Genomic DNA, 22,065 nt, shown 5'->3' with positions numbered 1-22,065 from the left:
CCATGGCTGTCCAGGTACATTCCCCGCGGGGCATATGTGCGGCGGGGCCGGCGTCACCGGGCCCGGCGCTCAAGGCCCATGGCCTGGCTGTCTGGGTGACCCCGGACGGCGACCAGGACATTGACGACGCCGTGATGGCGCGCGCCGCGGAGCTGTTGCTGGCGCGCGCCCTGAAGATTGCTCCGGAGGCGGAAGTCCACGTTTGGCCCGCCGCCGGAGCTGCAACTTCCGCTGCCCACGCTGCCCCGCCGGGGGGACCGCACGGGCCAGCCGGCAGCGGAACCCAGGTGCCGTCGTCGTCCGTTCCGGAGGACTCCCCGGAGGACGACGACGGCGCAACTCCCCTCCCGCCGTTGGCCGGGCCCGCGAGCCTGGTGTCAGTGGACCTTGCCGCCGGCGAGGTCAAGCTGGACGGGGCGCCGGTGCCGCTGACCGGCGTCGAATTCAAACTCCTGCGCTATCTCGTGGAGAATTGTTCGCGGGCCATCAGCCGGGAAGAGCTCCGGCTGTTCCTGGAATCATTCGATTCCCCCGCAGCGGCCTCCCGTTCCATCGATGTGTACGTTGGCCGGGTGCGGCGGAAGCTGCGCCGCGGCCGGCATGCGATCGCCACGGTGCGAGGCGGCGGCTACCAGTTCGTCCCCGGTCCCCACGCCAAAGTACGCGGACCTGCGGAATACTGCATCTGAGAAAACATGAGGAACACCATGACCCCCACTGACCAGGCCACCATGGCTTTCACGCCCACAGCGCTCACCGGCACGGCTCTCACCGCAAGGCTCCAGCCCGGCACCCCGGCCCCGGATTTCACCCTGCCGGACGCCGCCGGGAAGGCTGTATCCCTCGCGTCCTACCGGGGCAGGAACGTGATCGTCTACTTCTACCCGAAGGCTGCCACTCCCGGCTGCACCACCGAGGCCTGCGACTTCCGCGACAACCTGGCGTCGCTGCAGGGCTCCGGCTACGAGGTCATCGGCATCTCCCCGGACGCCCCCGCGGCACTCGCCGAGTTCACGGGAGATTTCAGGCTGAACTTCCCGCTGCTCTCCGACCAGGACAATGCCGTCGCCCTGGCGTACGGGGCCTGGGGCGAGAAAGTCCTCAACGGCGAAATCACCGAGGGCGTGCTGCGCTCCACCGTGGTCATTGGCGCTGACGGCGGTGTCACGCTGGCCCGCTACCAAGTGGACGCGCAGGGCCACGTCGCTACGCTCCGCGAGGAGCTGGGGCTGTAAGAGCCAGCTTGTCGGCGCCGTGCGGCCGGGTCATACCGGCCGCACGGGCCAGGCACAGCAACGGCACAGGTGCTAAGGGGAACGTTGCATGGACCATCTCCGAGCTTGAAAGCAGCAGTCCATGCGATGTTCCCCCCGCACCGTCCTATCCTCGTCCCTCCTTGCGTTCACCCTGGCCCTGACCGGGTGCGCGGCCGGCGCGGCTACAGAGCCGTCCGGGACGGCAACATCCGCGGCCTCCGCAGGCAGTGGCGCAGCCACGGAATCAGGCACAGAAGCAGGCGCCGGAACACCGACGGCGGAGACCACCCTCTTCGCCGACGGCGCCTCCCATGAAGTCAGCATTGAATGGGACGAGGCTGCCTACGCCGACATGATCGCCGCCTACGAAGCAGACGGGTCCAAGGAATGGATCCAGGCGGACATCACCATCGACGGCACGCTCGTCTCCGGCATCGGCGTACGGCTCAAGGGCAACTCGACACTGCGCAGCCTCAGCGGCGACGGCAACGGCGACGGAGCAAAGGGCGGCGGGGCCGCGCTTTCGTCCGGCATCTCCTCCGACGTTCCGGAATCGCTGCCACTGCTGATTGACTTCGATAAATACGTTGACGGCCAGAATTACCAGGGGCTCACCCAGCTCTCGTTGCGCCCGGGCTCGCCAGTCCTGAACGAGGCCCTGGCGCTGGCCCTCACCGAGGCGAGCGGCCAGGCGACGCAGCGCTACGCCTACACCACCTACTCCGTGAATGGCAGCACCACCCAGACCAGGCTGCTGGTCGAAAACCCGGACGAAGCCTATGCCGACGCCCTCTTCGACACCCCGGGCGTGCTCTATAAGTCCGACGCGGAGTCCAGCTTCACGTATCAGGGCGATGACCTTGCGACGTACGAAGAGCAGTTCAAACAGCTCAATGCGGAGGACACCGAGGACCTCCAGCCCATCGTCGATTTCCTCAAGTGGCTCTCCGAAGCCAGCGATGAGGAGTTTGATGCCGAGCTGGCCAACCGGGTGGATGTGGAATCGTTCGCACGCTATGCGGCCACGATGAATCTGCTGGTCAACGGCGACGACATGGCCGGACCGGGCCAGAATTACTACCTCTGGTACGACCTCGACACCAAGAAGATCTCCGTCATTTCCTGGGACCTGAACCTGGCCATGACGGGCAACGCCACGGCGTCCCCGGATGAGAAGGTCTCCATCGGCGGAGGCATGGGCGGAGGCGCAGGCATGCAGCTGCCTCCAGGCGGAAATGACGACGCCGGGGCGCCGCCGGCGGGGGCAGCCCCAGGCGGTGCCAGGGGCGGCAACGAGCTCAAGGAGCGGTTCCTGGCCTCCGAGGCGTTCCAGTCCCTGTACGACAACGCCTACGCGGACCTCTATGAGCAGCTGCTCGCCAGCGGAACCGCCGCCGGCCTCCTGGACCGGATCGCCGCCGTCGTGCCTCCCAGCGATGACCTCACGCAGGAGGAACTGGCGGAGCAGACTGACACGCTCCGCACGTTTATCCAGGAACGCACCAAGGCACTCAAGGACCAGGTCTAGGCGTTCCCCGGAGGTCACTTGGCCGGCCGGCGGAATACTGCCTCTGAACACGTGGTTGTTTCAGTAGAACCGACTGAGTACCAATCGCTTTTGTCAGTAATCAGACTCCCGAAGGACCATCATGAGCCCCAACCTGACCACCAAGCTCCAGCCCGGAACCCAGGCACCGGACTTCACCCTGCCTGACGCTGAAGGCAAGCCGACATCCTTGGCCGATTACCGCGGCAAGAACGTCATTGTGTACTTCTACCCCGAAGCGGCCACCGCCGGCTGCACCACCGAGGCCTGCGACTTCCGCGACAGCCTCGCGTCCCTGCAGGGCTCCGGTTACGAGGTCCTGGGCGTCTCCCCCGACGCCCCCGAAAAACTGGCCCACTTCACCGGCGACTTCGCACTGACCTTCCCGCTCCTGGCCGACGAGGACCACTCCGTGGCGCTGGCCTACGGCGCCTGGGGCGAAAAGCTGCGGGACGGCGAAGTCACCGAGGGCATCGTCCGCTCCACCGTGGTGCTCGATCCTGAAGGCAAAGTGAAGCTGACCCAGTACCAGGTCAAGGCACAGGGCCACGTCGCCGCGCTGAAGGAAGCCCTGGGCGTCTAGGACGCTCTCTCACTTTTCGCAACAAAAACCGGAACCCTCTCTCACCTATGAGAGAGGGTTCCGGTTTTTTCTGTAATTAGTGAGAGAGGGTTCCGGCTGCGTTAATCCATTTCAGATGCGAGCCCGGTCGGATGCCACTACGGAGTGACGGACCTGCCCCGGGGTGAAGCGGGCGCCGGCGTCGGGGAAACCGGGAACCTCAATACGCGCGTGGCTGTGGACCTCAGTCACGGTGTCCCGCGTATGCTCGGCGATTTTGGCCATTGTGGTGACCCACATACCGTCCATGGCCTTGACCCGGCTGATCAGCTGTTCGAGGGCCACCGCTTTGGACGGCCGGCCCGAGATGAACGGATGGTTCGTCAGGACGAAGCAGCTTCCGGCCGCGTGGTGCGCCTCTGCTTCCAGGGTCCACATTTCGAGGACCTTGGCGGGGCTTTCGATGACCCCGCTGCCGGTCACCCCGGGGTAGAAGGCGTACTGCTCCCAGTCGTCAAGCGCCCAGTCGACCGGGATTTCGACCAGGTCCCTGGAGTCGCCTTCGGCGACGCTGAAGCGGTACGGCGCATCGCCGTCGAGCAGGCTGGAGTCGTAGAGGAAGCCCCTATCCGCCAGCAGGGCCGGCGAGTGCCAGTTCAGCTCCCACCAGGGAGCGCGGTAGCCGACCGGCCGCACGCCCGCGACCTTGGCCAGCGCTTCCAGCCCCCGGTCGATGTACCGCGCCTCGGTGGCTGCGTCGATGCCCTGCATGGGTTCGTGCAGGTAGCCGTGGTGGGCGATCTCATGGCCTGCGTCCACGATCCGGCGCACCACGTCGGGGTAGCTTTCGGCGGTGAAGCCGGGGATGAAGAAGGTGGCCTGGATGTCCTGGCGCTGCAGGATCTGCAGCAGCCGCGGTACCGCAACCTTGGGTCCGTAGGACTGGTGGGTCATGAGGGACATCCGGCGAGTGCTGGTGGGGTCGTGGGCGATGGTGCATGACTCCGCGTCCACGTCGAAGGTGAAGGATGCGGCCGCCCTGTACCCTTCGGGCCAGGTGATGGGATGGGCGGAGTCCGGGAAGGCGGGGAATTCCATGGTCCGATTCCTTTCTAGAGCGAGACGGCGGTTGTCGGGCGGGCAGCCGCCTCGGGGACATCTGACTCCGGGACGGTTACCGCGGCCGGCTGCGGTTCTGCGCCGACCAGAAACTTGCGGTGAAACCGGGGCCCCAGGACCGCGTAGCTCGCGGCGCTGCTGAGTCCGCCGGCGAGCCAGGACAGGTCCCAGCCGCCCAGGGCCACGGCGATGGGGCCCTGCATTGCCGGGACCAGCCCGTACATGAACAGCCAGGTGGCGAAAATGCCGATCAGGAGGGATACGATGCCGGCCCAGTTCACACCGGGGAGGCGCTTGGTGCCCACGCCGTCAAACAGTCGTGCGGGGTCGCCAGGCCAGCGCTTCTCGATCCAGAAGTAATGCACCAGCATCACACCGCCCCAGGCAGCCACCCATGCGACGAGTCCGATGAGCCACGCATCCAGCACCGCGGCGAAGTCCTCCTGGAAGATGAAGAAGACGACGGCGGCCAGCGAGAACACACCGACGAACAGGTTCAGCTTGCGGCGGCTGATGGTGATGTCGAGGGCTTGCGTCGCGACGGAGAAGGTGTAGATGTTCAGGATGTTGGTGGCGATGGGTCCGTGCAGGACCATCAGCAGCACCGGAAGTGCGAGGACTCCGAAGTTCTGGACGATGAGTTTTCCGGGATCGATCTCGCCGCTGTTGGTTGCGAGGCTGGCGCCCAGGATTCCAAGCCAGACAACAGGGATGAACTGACCCAGAACCGAGGCCAGGTAGACCCGCCGCTTCGGCACTTCCGTGCTGACGAAGCGGGAGTAATCGGCGGCATAGGTGAACCAGGTGATCCCCCAGCCGATGCCAATGGCTGTCATGACGGCGCTCATCGCGGCGATCCGTTCCGAGCCTTCGAGGATATTGCCGGCCGGTCCGGCGTAGGACCAGTTGATCTTCATGCCGAACCAGGCGACGGCGGACATCACCGCGAGGATGATGATGGTGGGCGGCACGGTCCACTTCTCAAATGCCGCGATGGCCTTGTAGCCGAACCAGGCGATGGCCACCTGCGCCGCCATGATGGTCGTGGCGACGCCGATCTTCCAGGCGTAGTTCTGGGCCGTCGGGTCAACCCAGCCGAGGGTTCCGAACAGCGCCATCACCAGGTCCAGGATGATCCAGGTGTTCACCGCGCACCAGCCGATCACCAGCAGCGCCTGGATGGCGGCTGGCAGGTAATTTCCGCGCCTGCCGAACGCTGCGCGGGCCAGCACCATGCCGGTGGCCCCGGTCTTCTGGCCGAGCAGGACAAAGCAGCCGAACAGGAGCATGCCGATCAGGTTCCCCAAGACCAGAACGATAACCGTATCGGCGAAGCCGAGGCCGAGGTGGATGCCGAGGGCGCCGAGCACCCAGTTGATGGGGGCGAGGTTGGCGCCGGCCCAGATCCAGAATTGTCCGGAGACTTTCCTGGTCCGCTGGGATTCCGGGATGGGCTGCAGCCAGGCTTCGACGTCGTTGTCGACTGCCTGCACTGGGCCAGCCGAGGCTGCAGTGGAGTTGTTATGCATGTGGGGCCTCCATAGGGAGAAAAGGGGGATACCGCAAGGTTATGTGCTGTAGACCACACTGGACAAGATACGATATGTATACGAAAACCGCCCTTTGCATGACGGAGCGTAATGCCAATCAAGCTCAGTGAAATCCTGAAACACTCCACTCTCACCGCCGCTGATCCCGTGATCCGCGCCGGCGCTGCCGCAGCGGCCAGCACCCAGCTGCGATGGGTCCACTCCAGTGAGGTTTTGGATATAGCCCCGCTACTTAGCGGCGGCGAGCTTCTTCTCACCGGCGGCGACGCGTTGGCAACGGCATCGGATGGCCGCCGGGTGGAGTACGTCCGGCAGCTTGCCGCCAGAGGCGTGGGTGCCCTGGCGGTGGAAACAGGACAGACCCTGGCCTCGATTCCACTGTCGATGGTCCGGGCGGCGGAAAGCGCCGGGCTCCCCCTCATTGAATTGCGCAAGGTGGTGCCTTTCGTGGGCATCATGCAGGCCATCAATTCGATGCTTGTCAGCGAATCGGTGGCGCACCTGCGCCGCGCAGATGAGGCCAGCCATGCCATGGCTGTTGAACTGGCCCACGGGAGCAGCCTCGATCAGATCCTGGCAGTACTGGCCGGACTCATTGACGCGACCCTGGAGCTCTCGTCGGTGTCCGGCGTGACCCTCGGCAGTGCGGGACCGGACACCCCGGGCACTGACAGCGCAGCCGCTGGCGGCGCCGGCCCGGACAGCGCAGATACGCAGCGGGCGGACGGCTCCACTCCGGCAGGCGGCTCCGGGGCGGACGGCTCCACTCCGGCAGGCGGTTCCGGGGCAGCAGGCTCCGAGGCAGGCGGTTCCGGGGCAGAAGAAGGGCCCGGGCTGGCAGCCGGGCCTGGCGCCGACGGCACGTTGATCAGCATCGACGTGCCGGTCCGCGGCGTTCCCTCCGCCCGGCTGGTCATCAACGTTCCGGCCCATGGCGACGTCAACCTGGCGCGTGTCGCCGGCGGGCGCTGCATTGACATCCTTTCGCTGGCGCTGCTTCAACGGATGCCACCCGGGCTGAAAGAGGTGGCCGGGACCGCACTCCTGCGTGCTGTCAGCTCCGGCAGCCAGCCTTGGCGGCTTCAACAGCTGTCTCCGGCTGCCGGGATCCCGCCCTCTGCCACGGTCGTCGCCGTCGTCGTCAGGACTTCCACCTCGCAGCAGCTGCGGGCGGCAATGGACAAGATCCTGAAGCGCTCGGCCCAGCAGAGTGCCAGCTACGTGGACAACGCGGAGCTCCTGGCGCTTGCCGCCCTTCCCTTTGACGGGGCGGTGGCCGCACGCGCCGAGCTCGTGACAGCGTTGCGGGAGTTGCCGGTTGAGGCCGGAACCATGACGGCGGTGGGTCCCCTGGCGTCCGGGATCGAAAACGCGCCGTGGTCGCTGTCCGAGGCGAAGTGCGCCCTGGACCTTGCCGTGAACGGTTCGCTTCGGGCGGTGGCCCGGCCGCTGTCAGAAACCGAAGGTGTGGTGCTCGACGTCGAGCACCTCGCCGTGGAGCGCCTGGTGGCGCAGCATCTGGACCAGGGCGTGCGGCAGGATTTCATCCGCCAGCAGTTGGGGCCCGTGCTGGAGCACGACGCGCGGCGGAACTCCCAGCTTCTGGCAACACTGGCAACCTGGCTCGACTCCGGCTGCAATACAGCGCAGGCCGCCCGGGAACTGCACGTGGAACGGCAGTCGATGCACCACCGCCTGCAACGGATTTTCGAGCTGTGCGGCGGCGACCCGCGGGGAACGGGCCGGCTCGCCGCGCTGCACCTGGCCACCCGGCTGGCCGCGCTGTAGCCCCTCCGGGAAGCAGCAGCCCCGGCTGCAATACAGGACGCTCTCTCACCTTTCGCAACAAAAACAGGGACGCTCTCTCGCTTTCCCCAAGAAAGTGAGAGAGCGTCCCGGTTGAAGCGACAGGAAGTGAGAGAGCGTCCCGGTTGAGGCAACAGGAAGTGAGAGAGCGTCCCGGTTGAAGCGACAGGAAGTGAGAGAGCGTCCCGGTTGAGGCGACAGGAAGTGAGAGAGCGTCCAGGTAGGTTAGCGGAGCACCACGGTCCTGCTGCCGCGGAGGATCACCCGGCCCTCGCAGTGCCAGCGAACGGCGTTGCTGAGCGCTTTGCACTCCGTGTCGCGGCCAGCCGCGACGAGGTCCTCCGGTCCGTAGGTGTGGTCCACTTCCACCGTCTGCTGCGAGATGATCGGCCCCTCGTCGAGCTCGCCGTTGACGTAGTGCGCGGTGGCACCCACGGTCTTCACGCCGCGGGCGTAGGCCTGGTGGTACGGCTTGGCACCCTTGAAGCTGGGCAGGAACGAGTGGTGGATGTTGATCGCCTTGCCGTCCAGCTTGCGCGTGAGCCCGTCGCTGAGGACCTGCATGTAGCGGGCCAGCACCACGAGCTCGACGTCGTACTCGTCGATGAGCTCCAGCAGCCGGCCCTCCGCCTCGGGCTTGGTGGCGGCGGTGACGGGCACGTGGAAGAACGGGATGCCGTGCCATTCCACGAGCGCCTGGTGGTCCGTGTGGTTGGAGACCACGGCCACCACGTCAACGGGCAGTTCGCCGATCCTGGCGCGGAACAGCAGGTCGTTGAGGCAGTGCCCGAACTTGGACACCATGATCAGCACCCGGCGCTTGGAACCCTGCGGCTCCAGCCGCCAGCTCATCCCGAAGCGGTCAGCCACCGGGGCAAAAGCGGCCCGCAGGGTGTCCGCGGTGGAGGCATCGCCGTCGGACGCGAAGTGCACCCGCATAAAGAAGTGCCCTTCGGAGCGTTCGCCGAACTGCTGGTTGTCGATGATGTCGCAGCCGTGTTCCAGCAGGAAGCCGGAGACGGCGTGGACAATGCCCGGCGACTCCCGGCAGTCGAGCGTCAGGACATGCTCCACGGTGGTGGCCTGCTCCGGGAGGGAGGTTTCAGTCTCGATGGCAGTCATGGCTCAGCACTCGATCACATTCACGGCGAGGCCCCCGCGGGAGGTCTCCTTGTACTTGGTTTTCATGTCCGCTCCTGTCTCACGCATGGTTTTGATGGCTTTATCCAGCGACACCTTGTGGTTGCCATCGCCGTGCAGCGCCAGCCGCGCGGCGTTGATGGCCTTCACGCTGGCGATCGCGTTCCGTTCGATGCAGGGAATCTGCACCAGGCCACCCACGGGATCGCAGGTCAGCCCAAGGTTGTGTTCAATGCCCACTTCGGCGGCGTTTTCCACCTGTTCGGGGGTGCCGCCCATGACCTCGCACAGCCCGGCGGCCGCCATGGAGCAGGCCGAGCCCACTTCACCCTGGCAGCCCACTTCCGCGCCGGAAATGGAGGCGTTGATCTTGAAGAGAATCCCGACGGCGGCCGCCGCCAGCAGGAAGCGGACCACACCGTCGTCGTCGGCTCCCGGAACAAATTTGATGTAGTAGTGCAGCACCGCCGGCACGATGCCGGCCGCGCCGTTGGTGGGGGCGGTGACGATGCGCCCGCCGGCGGCGTTTTCCTCGTTGACGGCGAGCGCGAAGAGGTTCACCCACTCCATGGCTCGGAGCGGATCGGTGACGCCGGTGTCCGCGGTCAGCGTGCGGAACAACGACGGCGCCCGTCGCCTGACGTTCAGCCCGCCGGGAAGGATTCCTTCCGCGGCGCAGCCGTTGTCCACGCATTCGCGCATGACGGCCCAGAGCGCCAGCAGCTTCTCGCGGAGTTCCGCTTCGCTGCGCCACACCAGTTCGTTGGCGAGCATCACGTCGGAGATGGACATGCCTTCGCGGCTGCAGATGGCCAGCAGTTCGTCGGCGGTGGTGAACGGGTAGGGCAGGACGGTGGCGTCGGCCACCACCCGGTCGCCGCCGTCGGCATCGCCGTCAACAACGAAGCCGCCCCCAATTGAATAGAAGCTCCGTTCGCTGAGGACGGCGCCGGTGTGGTCGAGCGCCCGGAAGGTCATGCCGTTGGGGTGGGCGGGCAACGATTTGCGGCGGTGCAGCACCACGTCCTCGTCCCAGTTGAAGTCCACCCGGTGGTGGCCGCCGATCCGGAGTTCGGCGTCGAGGGCTGCCGCGGCCACCTGGTCGTCGGCCGTGGCGGTGTCCACGGTTTCCGGGTCCAGGCCCTGAAGGCCCAGCACCACGGCCTTGTCGGAGCCGTGGCCGCGGCCGGTGGCACCGAGCGATCCGAACAGTTCTGCCTGGACCCGGACCGCGGCACTCAGGTGGCCATCACCTTTGAGCCCGTCCGCGAACAGTTTTGCTGCCCGCATAGGGCCGACCGTGTGTGACGAGGACGGCCCGATGCCAACGGAGAACAGGTCCAGGGCGCTGAGGGCCATTAGGGCACCTCAGGGGAAGCGAACTCCCTCATGCCATCCAGGAGCCAGCGGCCCAGGAAGTCCGCGAACGAGGCCCGGGGGAACAGCCTGAAGCTTTCCTCCCCGGTCTTCAGCAGGGTGACCGGGATGTTGCCGACTTCCGTCGTCAGGGCCGTTCCCGGCGTGAAGCTGCGCGGGTGCAGGTCCAGGGCGCAGCCCTTCTCCAGCACTGCCCGGGCCCGCGGACCGGAGAGTTCGAACGTGGTGCGGTTGGCGGAGAGGTCCACCACCTGGCCCGGTGCGTCGCCCAGGGCGTCCGTGAGCGAGCCGATCAGGTCACCGCCCAGGGAGTCATGGGCTTCCTCCGGCGCCACCACCAGGAACTCGGATGGTCCCAGCCAGAGGACACTGAGGCCCTCCGTGCCGGCCACCTCGCCACAGCGTGCCGGCAGGCCGCCGGTGACGGAGGCGATCCGGGTCCCTTCCTCGGACGTGGGGTCGACGCGGACGCCGGCCATGGTCTGGAACGGTCCTTCCTTCAGGACGATCTTTCCCGGAACGGAGCCGGCCTCCAGCGCTTTGGCCAAGTGTGAGGCGGGGCTGCGGCGGATTTCCCGGAGTCCATTGATGCCTGTGAGTGCTGCTGTGTTAGCCATCTTTACGGGTCCCTTCGGGGTCAAAAAGTACGGTTTCGGCGACGATGACCTCGACCAGCTGGTCTCCGGCGGCGGCCACGAGGGTCTCGCCGATGCGGTTGCGGCCGTTCTTGATCAGAGCCAGGGCGAACGACCTGCCCAGTGCGGCGCTGTGGTAGCTCGAGGTCACGAAGCCCTGCATCGGGACGGGACCGTAGGCGGGGTTGGTGGTGATCCCCTTTTCCACGAGCTGGGTGCCTTCCGGCAGCCGCAGCGTTCCGTCCACGGGAAGGACACTGACCAGGTGCTTGCGGTCCTCGCGCCGGGCGTCGGCCCGGGCGTAGGAGCGCTTGCCGATGAAGTCCTTGGCCTTGGAAACCACCCATTCCATCCCGGCGTCCTGCGGGGTGACGGTGCCGTCGGTGTCCTGGCCGACGATCGGGTAGCCCTTTTCGGCCCGGAGCACGTGCATGGTTTCGGTGCCGTACGGGGTGATGTTGAATTCGGCCCCCGCGGCGGCCACCGCTTCCCACGTGTTCAGCCCGTACCAGGACGGCACGTTGATCTCGTAGGCCAGTTCACCGGAGAAAGAGATCCGGCAGATCCGCGCCTGCACGCCGGAGGCGAGGGTGGTTTCGCGGAAGGTCATGAAAGGGAAGGCTTCCGCCTCCAGCCCGCCGCCCGCGGCGAGTTCCGGTGCCAGCTTGGCGATCACCGCACGGGATTTGGGCCCGACGACGGCAATGGTGCTCCACTGTTCGGTCACCGAGGTGCAGTGCACGTCCAGTTCAGGCCACTCGGTCTGCAGCCATTCCTCCAGCCAGTCCAGCACCTTCGCGGCGCCGCCGGTGGTGGTGGTCATGAAGAACCGGTCCTCGTCAAGGCGGAGGGTCACGCCGTCGTCGAAGATCATGCCGTCCGCCATGCACATCACGCCGTAGCGGGCGGACCCCGGGGCGAGCTTCTTGAACGCGTTGGTGTAGATCCGGTTGAGGAACTCACCGGCGTCCTTGCCCCGGATTTCGATCTTGCCGAGCGTGGTGGCGTCCATGAAGCCGACGGAGTCGCGGACGGCGCCGCACTCGCGCAGCACGGCGGTGTCCATGTCCTCCCCGTCCTGCGGGTAGTACCAGGGTCGCTTCCACTGCCCGACGTCCTCGAACAGTGCGCCCTGTGCCACGTGCCACGGGTGGATCGACGTGACGCGGGCGGGGTCGAACAGTTCGCCGCGCTGGCGTCCGGCGAGTGCCGCGAAGGCCACGGGCGTGAACGGCGCCCGGTAGGTGGTGGTGCCGATGTCTCCGATGCCCCGGGAGGCTTCGCCGGCCTGCCGGAGGGCCGCGGCAATGACGCCGATCGCGTTGACGCCGGACGTCTTGCCCTGGTCGTTGGCGGTGCTGATGGAGGTGTAACGCTTGATGTGCTCCACGGACCGCATGCCGGCCCCGGTGGAGCGGAGGACGTCGGCCACGGACTGGTCCCGCTGGAAGTCGACGAAGTGGTGGTGCCAGTCGTCCGGCGTGCCGGCCTGACCGGGAACCAGCCACAGCTGGCGGGTGGGGCCTGAGGCTTTCGCCTCGCCGGGTACCGAAGGCTCGACGGCGGAACTGAAGCCCGCGGCGATGGCGGCCGACGCTCCGGCGGAGATGCCTTCGGCGAGGCAGTCCCCGAGTTCGAAGCTGCCGCGGCCGGAGCCGACAATCTGCTGGTTCGGGACCACGGTGCTCGGCACGAAGGCCGCCAGGTCCTCGTCCCAGCGCAGCTTTCCCTGCCGCTGCGAGTGCAGGTGCACCAGCGGGCTCCAGCCGCCGGAGACTGCCAGCAGGTCGCAGGCGATCTCTTCGATGCCGGAGGTGAGTTCGCCGTCGTCGTTGATGCTGCGGACGGTGACGGAGTTCAGCCGTCCTGTGTTTGTTCCGGCCGCGCCGGACTCGGTAGAGGCGGTGTTGGCCACGGCACTGCCGATCAGCACCCGTGTCCCGGATTCGACGGCGGCGGCAGCCACCGGAGTGATGCCGGGGCGGGCGTCGACGACGGCGGCGACCTTGACGCCGGCGGCCCGCAGGTCCGCGGCCAGGGCGTAGGCGCTGTCGTTGGTGGTGCTGATGACCACCCGCTGCCCCGCGGCGACGGCGTAGCGGTTGAGGTAGCTCCGGACGGCGGAGGCGAGCATGATGCCCGGGCGGTCGTTGTTCTCGAAGACCAGCGGGCGTTCGTGGGCGCCGGGAGCCAGGACAACCTGGTTGGCACGGATGTGCCAAATACGCTGCCTGGACACGCCGGGGGCGGCCGGGCTGGACAGGTGGTCCGTGCGGTTCTGGACGGCGATGACGTAGTTGGCGTCGTAGGCGCCGAAGGCCGTGGTCCGGTTCAGGACGGTGCACTCGGCCGCGGAAACGAGTTCGGCTTCGACGTCCGCCACCCATTCCAGGGCCGGCTTGCCCTCGATGGTCTCGGCCAGGCCCGGGGCCGTGGATCCGGAGAGGAGCGTGCCGCCCAGTTCGGGCTGGTCGTCCATGAGCATCACCCGGGCGCCGGTGCGGACGGCTTCGCGGGCCGCGGCAAGGCCGGCGGGGCCGCCGCCGATCACCAGGACGTCGGTGTGCAGGTACTTCTTGTCGTACTCGGCGCGGTCTTCCTCCGGGTCCAGCCGGCCCAGGCCGTTCAGCAGGTCAGCCTTCAGGCCGTCCACCAGGGTGACGGTGGTGGCGGGAAGCATGGACTCGGCCACGTCGCCCGGGAAGCGCGGTTCGACCCGCACCAGCGCGTTGGGCTCTTCCACGCCGGCGGCCATGATGCCGCGGGGGCGGTTCTCGTAGAGCGAATTGCCGGCGGCCACCCGGCCGTTGGCGAGCAGGGCGGAAGCGATCGTGTCGCCGGGGTGTCCGGTGAATTCCTCGCCGTCCACGGTGAAACGCCAGGAGATGCTGCGGTCGATGCGTCCGCCGGCGGCGAGGCGGGCGTTCTGGGAAGTCACTTGGTTGCTCCTTCCGGGGCGGTGGTGCCGGACTGGGTCGTGCTGGTGGCGGTGATGCTGGTTGCCGAGGTGCTGGGGGCGGCGATGCTGGGGCCGGCGGTGCCGGTGGTGGTGCTGTCAGCCGCGAGGCTGGCAGTTCCGGATTCGGCCGCGTTGGGGGCGGCAGTTGCAGGCCGCGGCGTGCCCATCGGGTAGACGGCCTGGATGTCGTAGGTGACGGTGTCGCGGAGCATGTTGAACCACTGGCGGCAGCCGGTGCTGTGCAGCCAGCGCTCGGCGAACGTTCCCTTGGTGTTGTCCCGGTAGAACAGGAACTCGGCCCATTCGCGGTCGTTCAGCTCGTTCGGGTTTTCCGGGTAGGGCACGTGGGCCTGGCCGCCGTAGTGGAACTCGGTCTCGTCGCGCGAGCCGCAGTTGGGGCATGAGATAAGCAGCATGTGCGTCTTCTTTCTAGTGAACGGCGGCTAGTGGGCGACGGCGGCTGCGCCGTGTTCGTCGATCAGGGCTCCGGTTTCGAAGCGCTCCAGCGCAAACGGCTTGTTCAGCTTGTGCGGCGTGCCCGTGGCGATGGTGTGCGCGAACGTGAGTCCGGCAGCCGGAGTGCCTTTGAAGCCGCCGGTTCCCCAGCCGCAGTTGACGAACATGTTCTCCACCGGGGTGGTGCCCACGATGGGGGAGGCATCCAGCGTGGTGTCCACAATGCCGCCCCAGGTCCGGAGCACATGGGCCCGGGCGAAGACCGGGAAGAGTTCGACGGCGGCTGCCATCTGGTGCTCGATCACGTGGAAGGATCCGCGCTGGCCGTAGCCGTTGTAGGAGTCGACGCCGGCGCCCATCACCAGTTCGCCCTTGTGCGCCTGCGAGACGTAGACGTGGACGTGGTTGGACATGACCACGGTGGGGTGGACGGGTTCGTGGAGTTCGGACACCAGTGCCTGGAGCGGGTGGGACTGGATGGGGAGCCGGAAGCCGGCCATTTCGGCGAGGACCGAGCTGTGCCCGGCGGCGCACAGGCCCACCTTTTCGGTGTGGATCGTGCCCTGGTTGGTTTTGACGCCGACGACGCGGTTCCCGTCCTTGAGGAAGCCGGTGACCTCGCAGTTCTGGATGATGTCCACGCCCAGCTCATCGCATTTGCGGGCGAAGGCCCAGGCCACGTGGTCGTGCTTGGCGATGCCCGCCCGCGGCTGGTAGGTGGCGCCCATGACGGGGTAGCGGATGTTGTCGCTGATGTTGAGGATGGGGCAGAGTTCCTTGACCTGGTCCGGCTCCAGCCATTCAGCGTCCACGCCATTGAGCTTGTTCGCTCCGACGCGCCGGATGCTTTCACGGACATCACCGAGGGTGTGGGCCAGGTTCATCACGCCGCGCTGGCTGAACAGGAAGTCGTATTCGAGCTCTTCCGGCAGGATTTCCCACAGCTTCAGGGCGTGCTCGTAGATGGCCGCGCTCTCGTCCCAGAGGTAGTTGGAGCGGATGATGGTGGTGTTGCGGGCCATGTTGCCGCCGGCCAGCCAGCCCTTTTCCAGGACGGCAATGTTGGTCATCCCGTGGTTCTTGGCCAGGAAGTAAGCCGTGGCCAGGCCGTGCCCGCCGCCGCCCACAATCACGGCGTCATAGGAGGACTTGGGCTCAGGGTTGCGCCAGAGGAAATCCGGGTGTTCCGGGAGCTGTTGCGTGCTCACTGGGCTGCTCCAATCATTTCTGTTTCAAACGTGGCAATCTCGGCTTCGCCGGAAAGATGCGGGTAAAGCGGGAACTGCTCGGCAAGGGCGGTGACCCGTGCGCGGAGTCCGACGGCGGTGTCCTCGCTGAGCGATCCGCCGTCGGTTTCACCGGCGGTCGCCGCAGCGATGAGCGCCGTCGCGATGATGTCCGCCACTTCGGTGAATTCCACGGCGCCAAAGCCGCGGGTGGCAAGGGCGGGCGTGCCGATCCGGAGGCCGGAGGAAACCATCGGCGGGCGGGGGTCGAACGGCACTGCGTTGCGGTTGACCGTGATGCCGATCCGGTGCAGCACGTCTTCGGCCTGCTGGCCGTCCAGTTCCGAGTTCCGCAGGTCCACGAGGACCAGGTGGACGTCGGTGCCGCCGTTGACCACGGAGATGCCGACCACTGCGACGTCGTCGCGGAGGAGCCGTTCGGCCAGCAGCTTGGATCCCTGGAGCACGCGTTCCTGGCGTTCCTTGAATTCCGGGGTGCCGGCGAGCTTGAAGGCCACGGCCTTGGCGGCGATGACGTGCTCCAGCGGACCGCCCTGCTGGCCGGGGAACACGGCGCTGTTGATCTTGCGGGCGTACTCCTCCTTGGCGAGGATGACTCCGCCGCGCGGGCCGCCCAGGGTTTTGTGCGTGGTGGTGGTGACGACGTCGGCGTACGGCACCGGGTTCGGGTGCAGCCCTGCTGCCACCAGGCCGGCGAAGTGCGCCATGTCCACCATCAGGTAGGCGCCCACCAGGTCGGCGATGCGGCGGAACTCGGCGAAGTCCAGCTGGCGGGAGTAGGCGGACCAGCCGGCAACGATCAGCTTGGGCCGGTGTTCCAGGGCCAGCGCCTCGACCTCGGCCATGTCCACGCGGAGGTCCGATTCACGCACGTGGTACGGGACCACGTTGTAGAGCTTGCCGGAGAAGTTGATCTTCATGCCGTGGGTGAGGTGGCCGCCGTGCGCCAGGCTCAGCCCCATGATGGTGTCGCCCGGGTTCAGCAGGGCGAACATGGCGGCGGCGTTGGCCTGGGCGCCGGAGTGCGGCTGGACGTTCGCAAATTCCGCGCCGAACAGGGCCTTGACCCGGTCGATGGCGAGCTGCTCGATCACGTCAACGTGCTCGCAGCCGCCGTAGTAGCGCTTGCCGGGGTAGCCCTCGGCGTACTTGTTCGTCAGGACCGAGCCCTGCGCCTCCATGACGGCGGACGGGGCGAAATTCTCCGAGGCGATCATTTCCAGCGTCGACTGCTGGCGGCCCAGCTCATTGTTGATGGCCTGCTGGACCTCGGGATCGACTGCGGAAAGTCGCTCGTTCAACTGCTCAACCACGGATGCTCCTTTTGAAATACCACTGTTGTTATGACTGATATATCAGTGTGAGGTCAATGGTATGATTGAGATCACAGCAGAGTCAATAGCTGAACGAAAGTGGCACGAAGCTTCCGCTTGGAAGTTTCGAACCTGCAGCGAAGAACGGAGCGGCGCCTTGAATGCACTTCTTGCCCTGCCTCAGACCGAAGACGAGGCACCGTCACAGGCGGAGGCCGCCTACAGGCAGCTGCGCGACAAGCTGATCATGCTCGAAATACGGCCCGGTGAACCCATCAATGACGGGCAGTTGGCCGCCGAGCTCGGATTTGGGCGCACTCCCGTGCGTGAGGCGATCAAGCGACTGGAAGTGGACCACCTGGTCATTTCCTATCCGCGCCGCGGAACCTTTGCCACCAATGTGGATTTCACGGAATTGGCGGATGTCTCGGAAATCCGCGAACTGCTGGAGCCGCTGGCTGCCCGCCGTGCTGCCAGCAGGGCAAGCGGGAGCATGCGGCGGGAACTGCTGCGCGTCGCCGACGCCATCGCGGAGCTGGCCCCCGGCCAGGGGGAGTCGCGCGACCTCATGCGCTACGACCTGATGGTGCACCGGCTGATTTACAAGGCGGCCGCTAACCCGCATCTGGAAAGCACCCTGATCCGTTACGACAACCTGGCAACGCGCATCTGGTGCGTGGTCCTGGACAAGGTGCCCTCAGTCAGCGGCCACATCACTGAACACGTGGAGCTGCTCAAAGCGGTGGCGGCCGGGGACGCCGACAAAGCGGGCGAGCTGGCCCTGCACCACGTCACGAGCTTCGAGGAAACCATCCGGAAGGTCCTCTAAGCAGCTCCCCTTCCGCGACGCTCTCTCACTTTTCGCAACGAAAACCGAAACGCTCTCTCACACGTGAGAGAGCGTTTGGCCTCAGGCGGCAGGAAGTGAGAGAGCGTCGCCGAAAGGGAAGAGTCCCCCGGGCGGTCAGCACTGCCCGGGGGACTCTTGCGTTTACTGCGAGGAAGGCCCTGCTTCCTATCGGCCGCCGCCGCCGATCACCCCGCTTTCCACGGCCTTGGTGACGGCGTCCGCCTCGGCCTGGGTGAGTTTGCCGTCGGTGACTGCCTGGTCGAGCCTGGTCTTGAGCGCGGCCGCGCGTTCGGCCTGGCCGGCGGCGCGGATTTCCTCCAGCGCTGCGGTGACCTTGGATTCCTCGACGCCGAGCGACTCCGCCAGGGACTTGGCCAGTGCCGCGTCCCGGGCGGAGCGGTCCGGCTTGGTGCCCTCAGCTGGCTTGGTCCCTTCGGCCGGCTTGTTGGCATCCCGGAACGACTGGAGGGCTTCGGTCACCTTGGCCTCCTCCACGCCAAGCTTGGTGGCCAGGTCAGCTGCCAGCTGGCCGCGGTCGCCACCCTTGTGTCCGCCCCGTATTCCGCCGTGTGTGGCGGCGGAGCCGTCCGGCGTGGTGGCCTCGGCCGATGCGGTGGCACTGGGGCTTGGGGTTTCGGCTGCCGAGGCCATCCCGGTGACTCCCAGTCCGGCGCCCAGCGCCAATGCCCCGGCCGAAAGGCCAAGCGTGATTCTCTTCATGCGTGACATCTGATGTCTCCTCGATCCGCCGCGTGAAACGGCTCTTTGGGAAGAACGGCCGGTTTGCACCGTCCCTTACTCAAAGATGCGGCGCCAAGGTGTGGCGCTGCTGTTCGGATCCTGTCGGCATGCTGTGAATGCCGCCCGGGAGGTCAGGTCACGCGCAGGGGGCGTCTGAGACGACTAAGGACTCAGCCGTTTCTCTTCCAGCTCTTTGGCCACTTCATGTTCAGCAGCAGCAGCCCCAGCAGGAGTGAGTCCACGGTCATGATTGCCGCCATGAGGTAAGCCCAGCCGATCATCATGGGTTGCTCACCACCAATTGGGAGCACGAAGTGCGGGGGGCCATCCTAATTCCCATGACAATCTCCTGACGTGGATCCCCCCAGTCAATCGATAGTCCACCAAGTGTGGCATGGCCGTGGTCCGGACGGAACGGCCCGCACTACTCGAATCCGGCGCTGAAAATCACCCGCCAGCGCGCCGGACACTTGCTTCGCCACGGACATTTGCTCCGCCAGGAACAGCAGCAGGCCCCGGAAAGGCCGGCCGGCCGGGCGCAACACAAACGGCGGCCCGCACCAAAAGGTGCGGACCGCCGTCGTGCGCTCCAACCGCGGGCAAAGCCCGGCGGTCCCGGTGATCGGGCCCGTCGGGATCAGATGATCGCGGCCCGCAGCTCCTTGGCGGCGAGGGCGGGGTCGTCCGCGCTGTAGATGGAACCGCCGACGACGGCGACATCCGCGCCCGCGCGCTGCACGGCGTTGATGGTGGAGATGTTCACTCCGCCCGCGACGGAGAACGGAACACGGGCTTCCTCACCGGCGCTGAGCAGGACGTCCAGGTTGTAGCCCGGCTTGGCCTGCTCGTCGAGGCCGGCGTGGAACTCGATGAACTTGGCTCCCAGGGCGCGGGCTTCCTTGGCGCGGGTCACCTTGTCCGCGACGCCGATCAGGTCAACAACGATGCCCTTGTTGTGGGCCTTCGCTGCCTTGACCGCCCCGGCGATGGTGGAATCGTCGGCACTGCCGAGAACGGACACCAGGTCCGCGCCGGCGCTGAACGCGATCTCGGCTTCCAGCTCGCCGGCGTCCATGGTCTTCATGTCGGCGAACACGATCTTGTCCGGGTGGGCGGTCTTGATGGCAGTCACGGCGGACAGGCCGGCGTTCTTCACCAGCGGCGTGCCGAGTTCGATGATGTCCACGTATTCGGCAACTTTGCCGGCGAGTTCGAGGGCGGCTTCGACGGTCAGGACGTCCATGGCGACTTGCAGTTTCACGAGTGGTCTCTTTTCAGCTTGGGGTTGGCTTTAGGGTTTCGATGGAGCAGGGTTCGGTCGGCGGGTCTATTCGAGGTTCGCGTGGCGCTGCCAGAGTTCCTCCGCGGCCGCCGCGTCCTCGTCCCAGAGGCTTTGGAACACCGCTTCGGTGGTGGCGAACAGCACCTGTTCGAAGAGGCTGCCCGAATACTGCCGGGACACGGCCGAGCCGTGGTCCGTCTTCTGGGCGGCCGGGATGAGTACGACGGCGGCAGCAACTGCCGCGAGCGGGGAACCGGGGCTGGTGGTGTAGGCGGCAACCCGCGCACCCTGGCCGGCCGCGGTTTCTGCCGCCTTGACGACTCCTGCGGTGGTGCCGGAACCGGAGGCTGCGAGCAGCAGGTCGCCGGCACGGATTGCCGGCGCCGTCGTCTCGCCGACGACGTGCACGGTCAGCCCCAGGTGCATGAGCCGCATGGCCGCCATTTTCAGGACTAGGCCGCTGCGCCCGGCCCCGGTCACGAAGATCCTGTCGGCCAGCCTGAGCTCGGTCACCAGGGCCGCGACCTGCGCCGGGTCAACGCGCTGGAACACTTCACTGATTTCGTCCCGGACAAGAGCCCGGTTGCGGCTAAAGGCCCGGGATGTACCGGCCAGGGCGGCCGGAGCGGTGTCTGCGATGACGCTCATGGGCTTGTACCTCCTTCACGAATGTTGTTACCTATTCATCCTCGCTCGCCTGCCGGGTGGGTCCAACGCCATCATCGAACGGTTTTTACTACCCAAAGGGATAGGTGGATTCCCGGGCTGGCCGTAAACTGGGCAGGTGGCAACCCTCACCGATGCACCCGATGTCCATTCCTCTCCCCGGCCCGACCTGCCCCGGCTTGTTGGGGAGGCGCAGCCGTTGCTCGAGGCCATCGCCGCCCTGTCCACCGCTCCGCTGGCCACCATTGCCCAGCGGCTGCGGGAGGCCACCCTCCCCTACCTGGGAAGCACGGCCCTGGTCATCTTCACCGAGGACTGCACGGGCCGGCCGCAGAAGAAGGCCGGCGACGAGTCGATCATCAGCCGCGTGTCCATCGCCGAACTGGACCACATCCGGGCGTCGCTGCGCAGCGATGGTTCCGGCGGTGACGATCCCGGCAAGGATGATTCCGGCGAGGATGCCGGCGGTGGCTCGCGGCAGGGCGCAGGTTGGCAGGGCGACGGCTGGCTGGGCGAAGCGGTGCTTGGCGGCGAGCCGCACCCGGTCCTTGCCCTGTCCTCGCCGAGCAATGCGCTGCTGGTCCTCGCCGATCCGCAGCCCCTGCCGGACCCCGCCCAGCACGCGGCGGCAGGGCGGATACTCCGCTACCTCTGGACGCTGGCAGCCGAGCGGATCCGGGAGAAGGTGGCCGACGCGCCGCCGTCGTACCTCATTGAATCCCGCGCGGCCTCGGCCGAGCGGGTCCGGGTGACCGCCGAACTGGTGGACCGCCACTCCACCACCCTCGAAACCCTGCTCGCCGCGTTGCGGTCGCCCGCGCTGGGTGACGACGCGGCACGGAGGTCCGCCACCGACGTCGCCGCCAAGGCATTGGTGGGGCTCCGCACCCTTAACGACCGCACCACGGAACTCGTGGAGGAACCCGTCGCCACCGCATTCCAGCGCCTCCGCGAGGACCTGAAACCACTGATGAATTTCAGCGGCATCGACGTCCAGTTCATCGAGCCTCCCGTCAACGGCCGCGCGCTGCCCGGCGAGGTTGCCCATGCGGCCCGAGCGATTGTCCGCGGACTGGTGCTTGCCATGGTGGACCAGTCAGGCGTCCGCCGGATCCGCACGCAGTGGGATTGCGACGGCGAGAACCTCCTGGTCAACGTCCGCGACGACGGTCCCGGCGAACTGTCCGCGGCGGCACCGAACATGGCCCGCCTCGCCCAGCGCGTCGAGGCCCTTGACGGCAGCATGTCGGTGGATGTGATGCCCGGCTGGGGTGCCGACGTCGCCGTCTCACTCCCCCTCGACCCGCCGGCCCGCCAACTGGCGGACGTCTCCGACTGGAAGCTCGGTGAGCGGGAACTCGAGGTGCTGCAGCTGCTGGCCGCCGGCCAGCGGAACCGGGCCATCGCGGCGAAACTGCACATCAGCGAGAACACCGTGAAGTTCCACCTCCGCAACATCTACCGGAAGGTCGGCGCTTCGTCCCGCACCGAAGCGATCGCCATGGCCCACAGCAACGGCCTCCGTTAGGCCGGGGACCGGAACAGCTCACGGGAGGACTC

The 22,065-nt window shown here is 66.9% G+C and carries 19 protein-coding genes; 7 read left to right on the top strand and 12 right to left on the bottom strand.

Features of this window, described 5'->3' with window-relative positions:
• Nucleotides 1-2 precede the first annotated feature (2 nt).
• The 4 genes from CXQ91_RS13460 (at nucleotide 3) to bcp (CXQ91_RS13445) (ending at nucleotide 3,385) form a co-directional block, all read left to right on the top strand.
• Nucleotides 3-689, top strand: a complete 687-nt coding sequence (locus CXQ91_RS13460) for a winged helix-turn-helix domain-containing protein (RefSeq protein WP_104174422.1) — start codon at nucleotides 3-5, stop codon at nucleotides 687-689.
• Between the two features lie 42 nt (nucleotides 690-731).
• The gene (bcp, locus tag CXQ91_RS13455) at nucleotides 732-1,235 is read left to right on the top strand and encodes a thioredoxin-dependent thiol peroxidase (RefSeq protein ID WP_104174533.1); all 504 of its coding nucleotides are present in this window, start codon (nucleotides 732-734) and stop codon (nucleotides 1,233-1,235) included.
• A gap of 121 nt (nucleotides 1,236-1,356) precedes the next feature.
• Nucleotides 1,357-2,784, top strand: a complete 1,428-nt coding sequence (locus tag CXQ91_RS13450; protein WP_104174421.1) for a CotH kinase family protein — start codon at nucleotides 1,357-1,359, stop codon at nucleotides 2,782-2,784.
• Nucleotides 2,785-2,905: 121 nt separating this feature from the next.
• Nucleotides 2,906-3,385: a thioredoxin-dependent thiol peroxidase gene (gene bcp, locus CXQ91_RS13445; protein WP_104174420.1), complete on the top strand. Its 480-nt coding sequence runs from the start codon at nucleotides 2,906-2,908 to the stop codon at nucleotides 3,383-3,385.
• A gap of 111 nt (nucleotides 3,386-3,496) precedes the next feature.
• On the opposite strand, the gene CXQ91_RS13440 is transcribed toward bcp (CXQ91_RS13445), so the two are convergent.
• The gene (locus CXQ91_RS13440) at nucleotides 3,497-4,462 is read right to left on the bottom strand and encodes a polysaccharide deacetylase (RefSeq protein WP_104174419.1); all 966 of its coding nucleotides are present in this window, start codon (nucleotides 4,460-4,462) and stop codon (nucleotides 3,497-3,499) included.
• Nucleotides 4,463-4,476: 14 nt separating this feature from the next.
• Nucleotides 4,477-6,012 (bottom strand): cytosine permease, encoded by a 1,536-nt coding sequence (locus CXQ91_RS13435; RefSeq protein WP_104174418.1) that lies wholly within the window; start codon nucleotides 6,010-6,012, stop codon nucleotides 4,477-4,479.
• A 111-nt stretch (nucleotides 6,013-6,123) separates the two neighbouring features.
• On the opposite strand from CXQ91_RS13435, the gene CXQ91_RS13430 reads away from it, so the two are divergent.
• Nucleotides 6,124-7,821, top strand: coding sequence for a PucR family transcriptional regulator (locus tag CXQ91_RS13430; protein WP_104174417.1), 1,698 nt, complete (start codon nucleotides 6,124-6,126; stop codon nucleotides 7,819-7,821).
• A 243-nt stretch (nucleotides 7,822-8,064) separates the two neighbouring features.
• Here CXQ91_RS13430 and purU read toward each other — a convergent pair whose 3' ends face one another.
• The 7 genes from purU to glyA are packed head-to-tail and all read right to left on the bottom strand — an operon-like array spanning nucleotide 8,065 to nucleotide 16,966.
• Nucleotides 8,065-8,961 (bottom strand): formyltetrahydrofolate deformylase, encoded by an 897-nt coding sequence (purU, locus tag CXQ91_RS13425; protein ID WP_104174416.1) that lies wholly within the window; start codon nucleotides 8,959-8,961, stop codon nucleotides 8,065-8,067.
• A 3-nt stretch (nucleotides 8,962-8,964) separates the two neighbouring features.
• Nucleotides 8,965-10,338 carry an L-serine ammonia-lyase gene (locus CXQ91_RS13420; protein ID WP_104174415.1) on the bottom strand — a complete coding sequence of 458 codons (1,374 nt, stop codon included), beginning with the start codon at nucleotides 10,336-10,338 and terminating at the stop codon, nucleotides 8,965-8,967.
• Nucleotides 10,338-10,973, bottom strand: coding sequence for a sarcosine oxidase subunit gamma (locus CXQ91_RS13415; RefSeq protein WP_104174414.1), 636 nt, complete (start codon nucleotides 10,971-10,973; stop codon nucleotides 10,338-10,340). The genes CXQ91_RS13420 and CXQ91_RS13415 overlap by 1 nt, the downstream gene beginning before the upstream one ends.
• Nucleotides 10,966-13,929, bottom strand: coding sequence for a sarcosine oxidase subunit alpha family protein (locus tag CXQ91_RS13410; RefSeq protein ID WP_104174413.1), 2,964 nt, complete (start codon nucleotides 13,927-13,929; stop codon nucleotides 10,966-10,968). Before CXQ91_RS13410 ends, CXQ91_RS13415 begins: the two co-directional genes overlap by 8 nt.
• Entirely contained in the window at nucleotides 13,926-14,366 is a 441-nt protein-coding gene (locus tag CXQ91_RS13405; protein WP_104174412.1) for a sarcosine oxidase subunit delta, read from the bottom strand. The genes CXQ91_RS13410 and CXQ91_RS13405 overlap by 4 nt, the downstream gene beginning before the upstream one ends.
• Before the next feature lie 27 nt (nucleotides 14,367-14,393).
• Nucleotides 14,394-15,614 carry a sarcosine oxidase subunit beta family protein gene (locus tag CXQ91_RS13400; RefSeq protein ID WP_104174411.1) on the bottom strand — a complete coding sequence of 407 codons (1,221 nt, stop codon included), beginning with the start codon at nucleotides 15,612-15,614 and terminating at the stop codon, nucleotides 14,394-14,396.
• Nucleotides 15,611-16,966: a serine hydroxymethyltransferase gene (gene glyA / locus CXQ91_RS13395; protein ID WP_104174410.1), complete on the bottom strand. Its 1,356-nt coding sequence runs from the start codon at nucleotides 16,964-16,966 to the stop codon at nucleotides 15,611-15,613. The genes CXQ91_RS13400 and glyA overlap by 4 nt, the downstream gene beginning before the upstream one ends.
• Nucleotides 16,967-17,123: 157 nt before the next feature.
• On the opposite strand from glyA, the gene CXQ91_RS13390 reads away from it, so the two are divergent.
• A complete protein-coding gene (locus tag CXQ91_RS13390; RefSeq protein WP_104174409.1) occupies nucleotides 17,124-17,795 on the top strand; it encodes a GntR family transcriptional regulator in 672 nt (223 codons plus the stop codon).
• Between the two features lie 186 nt (nucleotides 17,796-17,981).
• On the opposite strand, the gene CXQ91_RS13385 is transcribed toward CXQ91_RS13390, so the two are convergent.
• The 3 genes from CXQ91_RS13385 to hxlB all read right to left on the bottom strand — a co-directional run bounded on the left by CXQ91_RS13385 (nucleotide 17,982) and on the right by hxlB (nucleotide 20,487).
• Nucleotides 17,982-18,545, bottom strand: coding sequence for a hypothetical protein (locus CXQ91_RS13385; protein ID WP_104174408.1), 564 nt, complete (start codon nucleotides 18,543-18,545; stop codon nucleotides 17,982-17,984).
• A 649-nt stretch (nucleotides 18,546-19,194) separates the two neighbouring features.
• Nucleotides 19,195-19,818 carry a 3-hexulose-6-phosphate synthase gene (gene hxlA, locus CXQ91_RS13380; RefSeq protein ID WP_104174407.1) on the bottom strand — a complete coding sequence of 208 codons (624 nt, stop codon included), beginning with the start codon at nucleotides 19,816-19,818 and terminating at the stop codon, nucleotides 19,195-19,197.
• A 66-nt stretch (nucleotides 19,819-19,884) separates the two neighbouring features.
• Nucleotides 19,885-20,487 (bottom strand): 6-phospho-3-hexuloisomerase, encoded by a 603-nt coding sequence (hxlB, locus tag CXQ91_RS13375; RefSeq protein WP_104174406.1) that lies wholly within the window; start codon nucleotides 20,485-20,487, stop codon nucleotides 19,885-19,887.
• A gap of 187 nt (nucleotides 20,488-20,674) precedes the next feature.
• Between hxlB and CXQ91_RS13370 the strand changes: the two genes are divergently transcribed.
• On the top strand, nucleotides 20,675-22,033 hold the full coding sequence (locus CXQ91_RS13370) for a response regulator transcription factor family protein (protein ID WP_104174532.1): 1,359 nt from the start codon (nucleotides 20,675-20,677) through the stop codon (nucleotides 22,031-22,033).
• The last annotated feature ends 32 nt before the right edge of the window (nucleotides 22,034-22,065 follow it).

This window comes from Arthrobacter sp. Y81 (assembly GCF_002929335.1).
Classification (GTDB): Bacteria; Actinomycetota; Actinomycetes; order Actinomycetales; family Micrococcaceae; genus Arthrobacter.
Note: the sequence above shows the minus strand (reverse complement) of the source record. Positions and strands in the feature narration are given on the sequence as shown.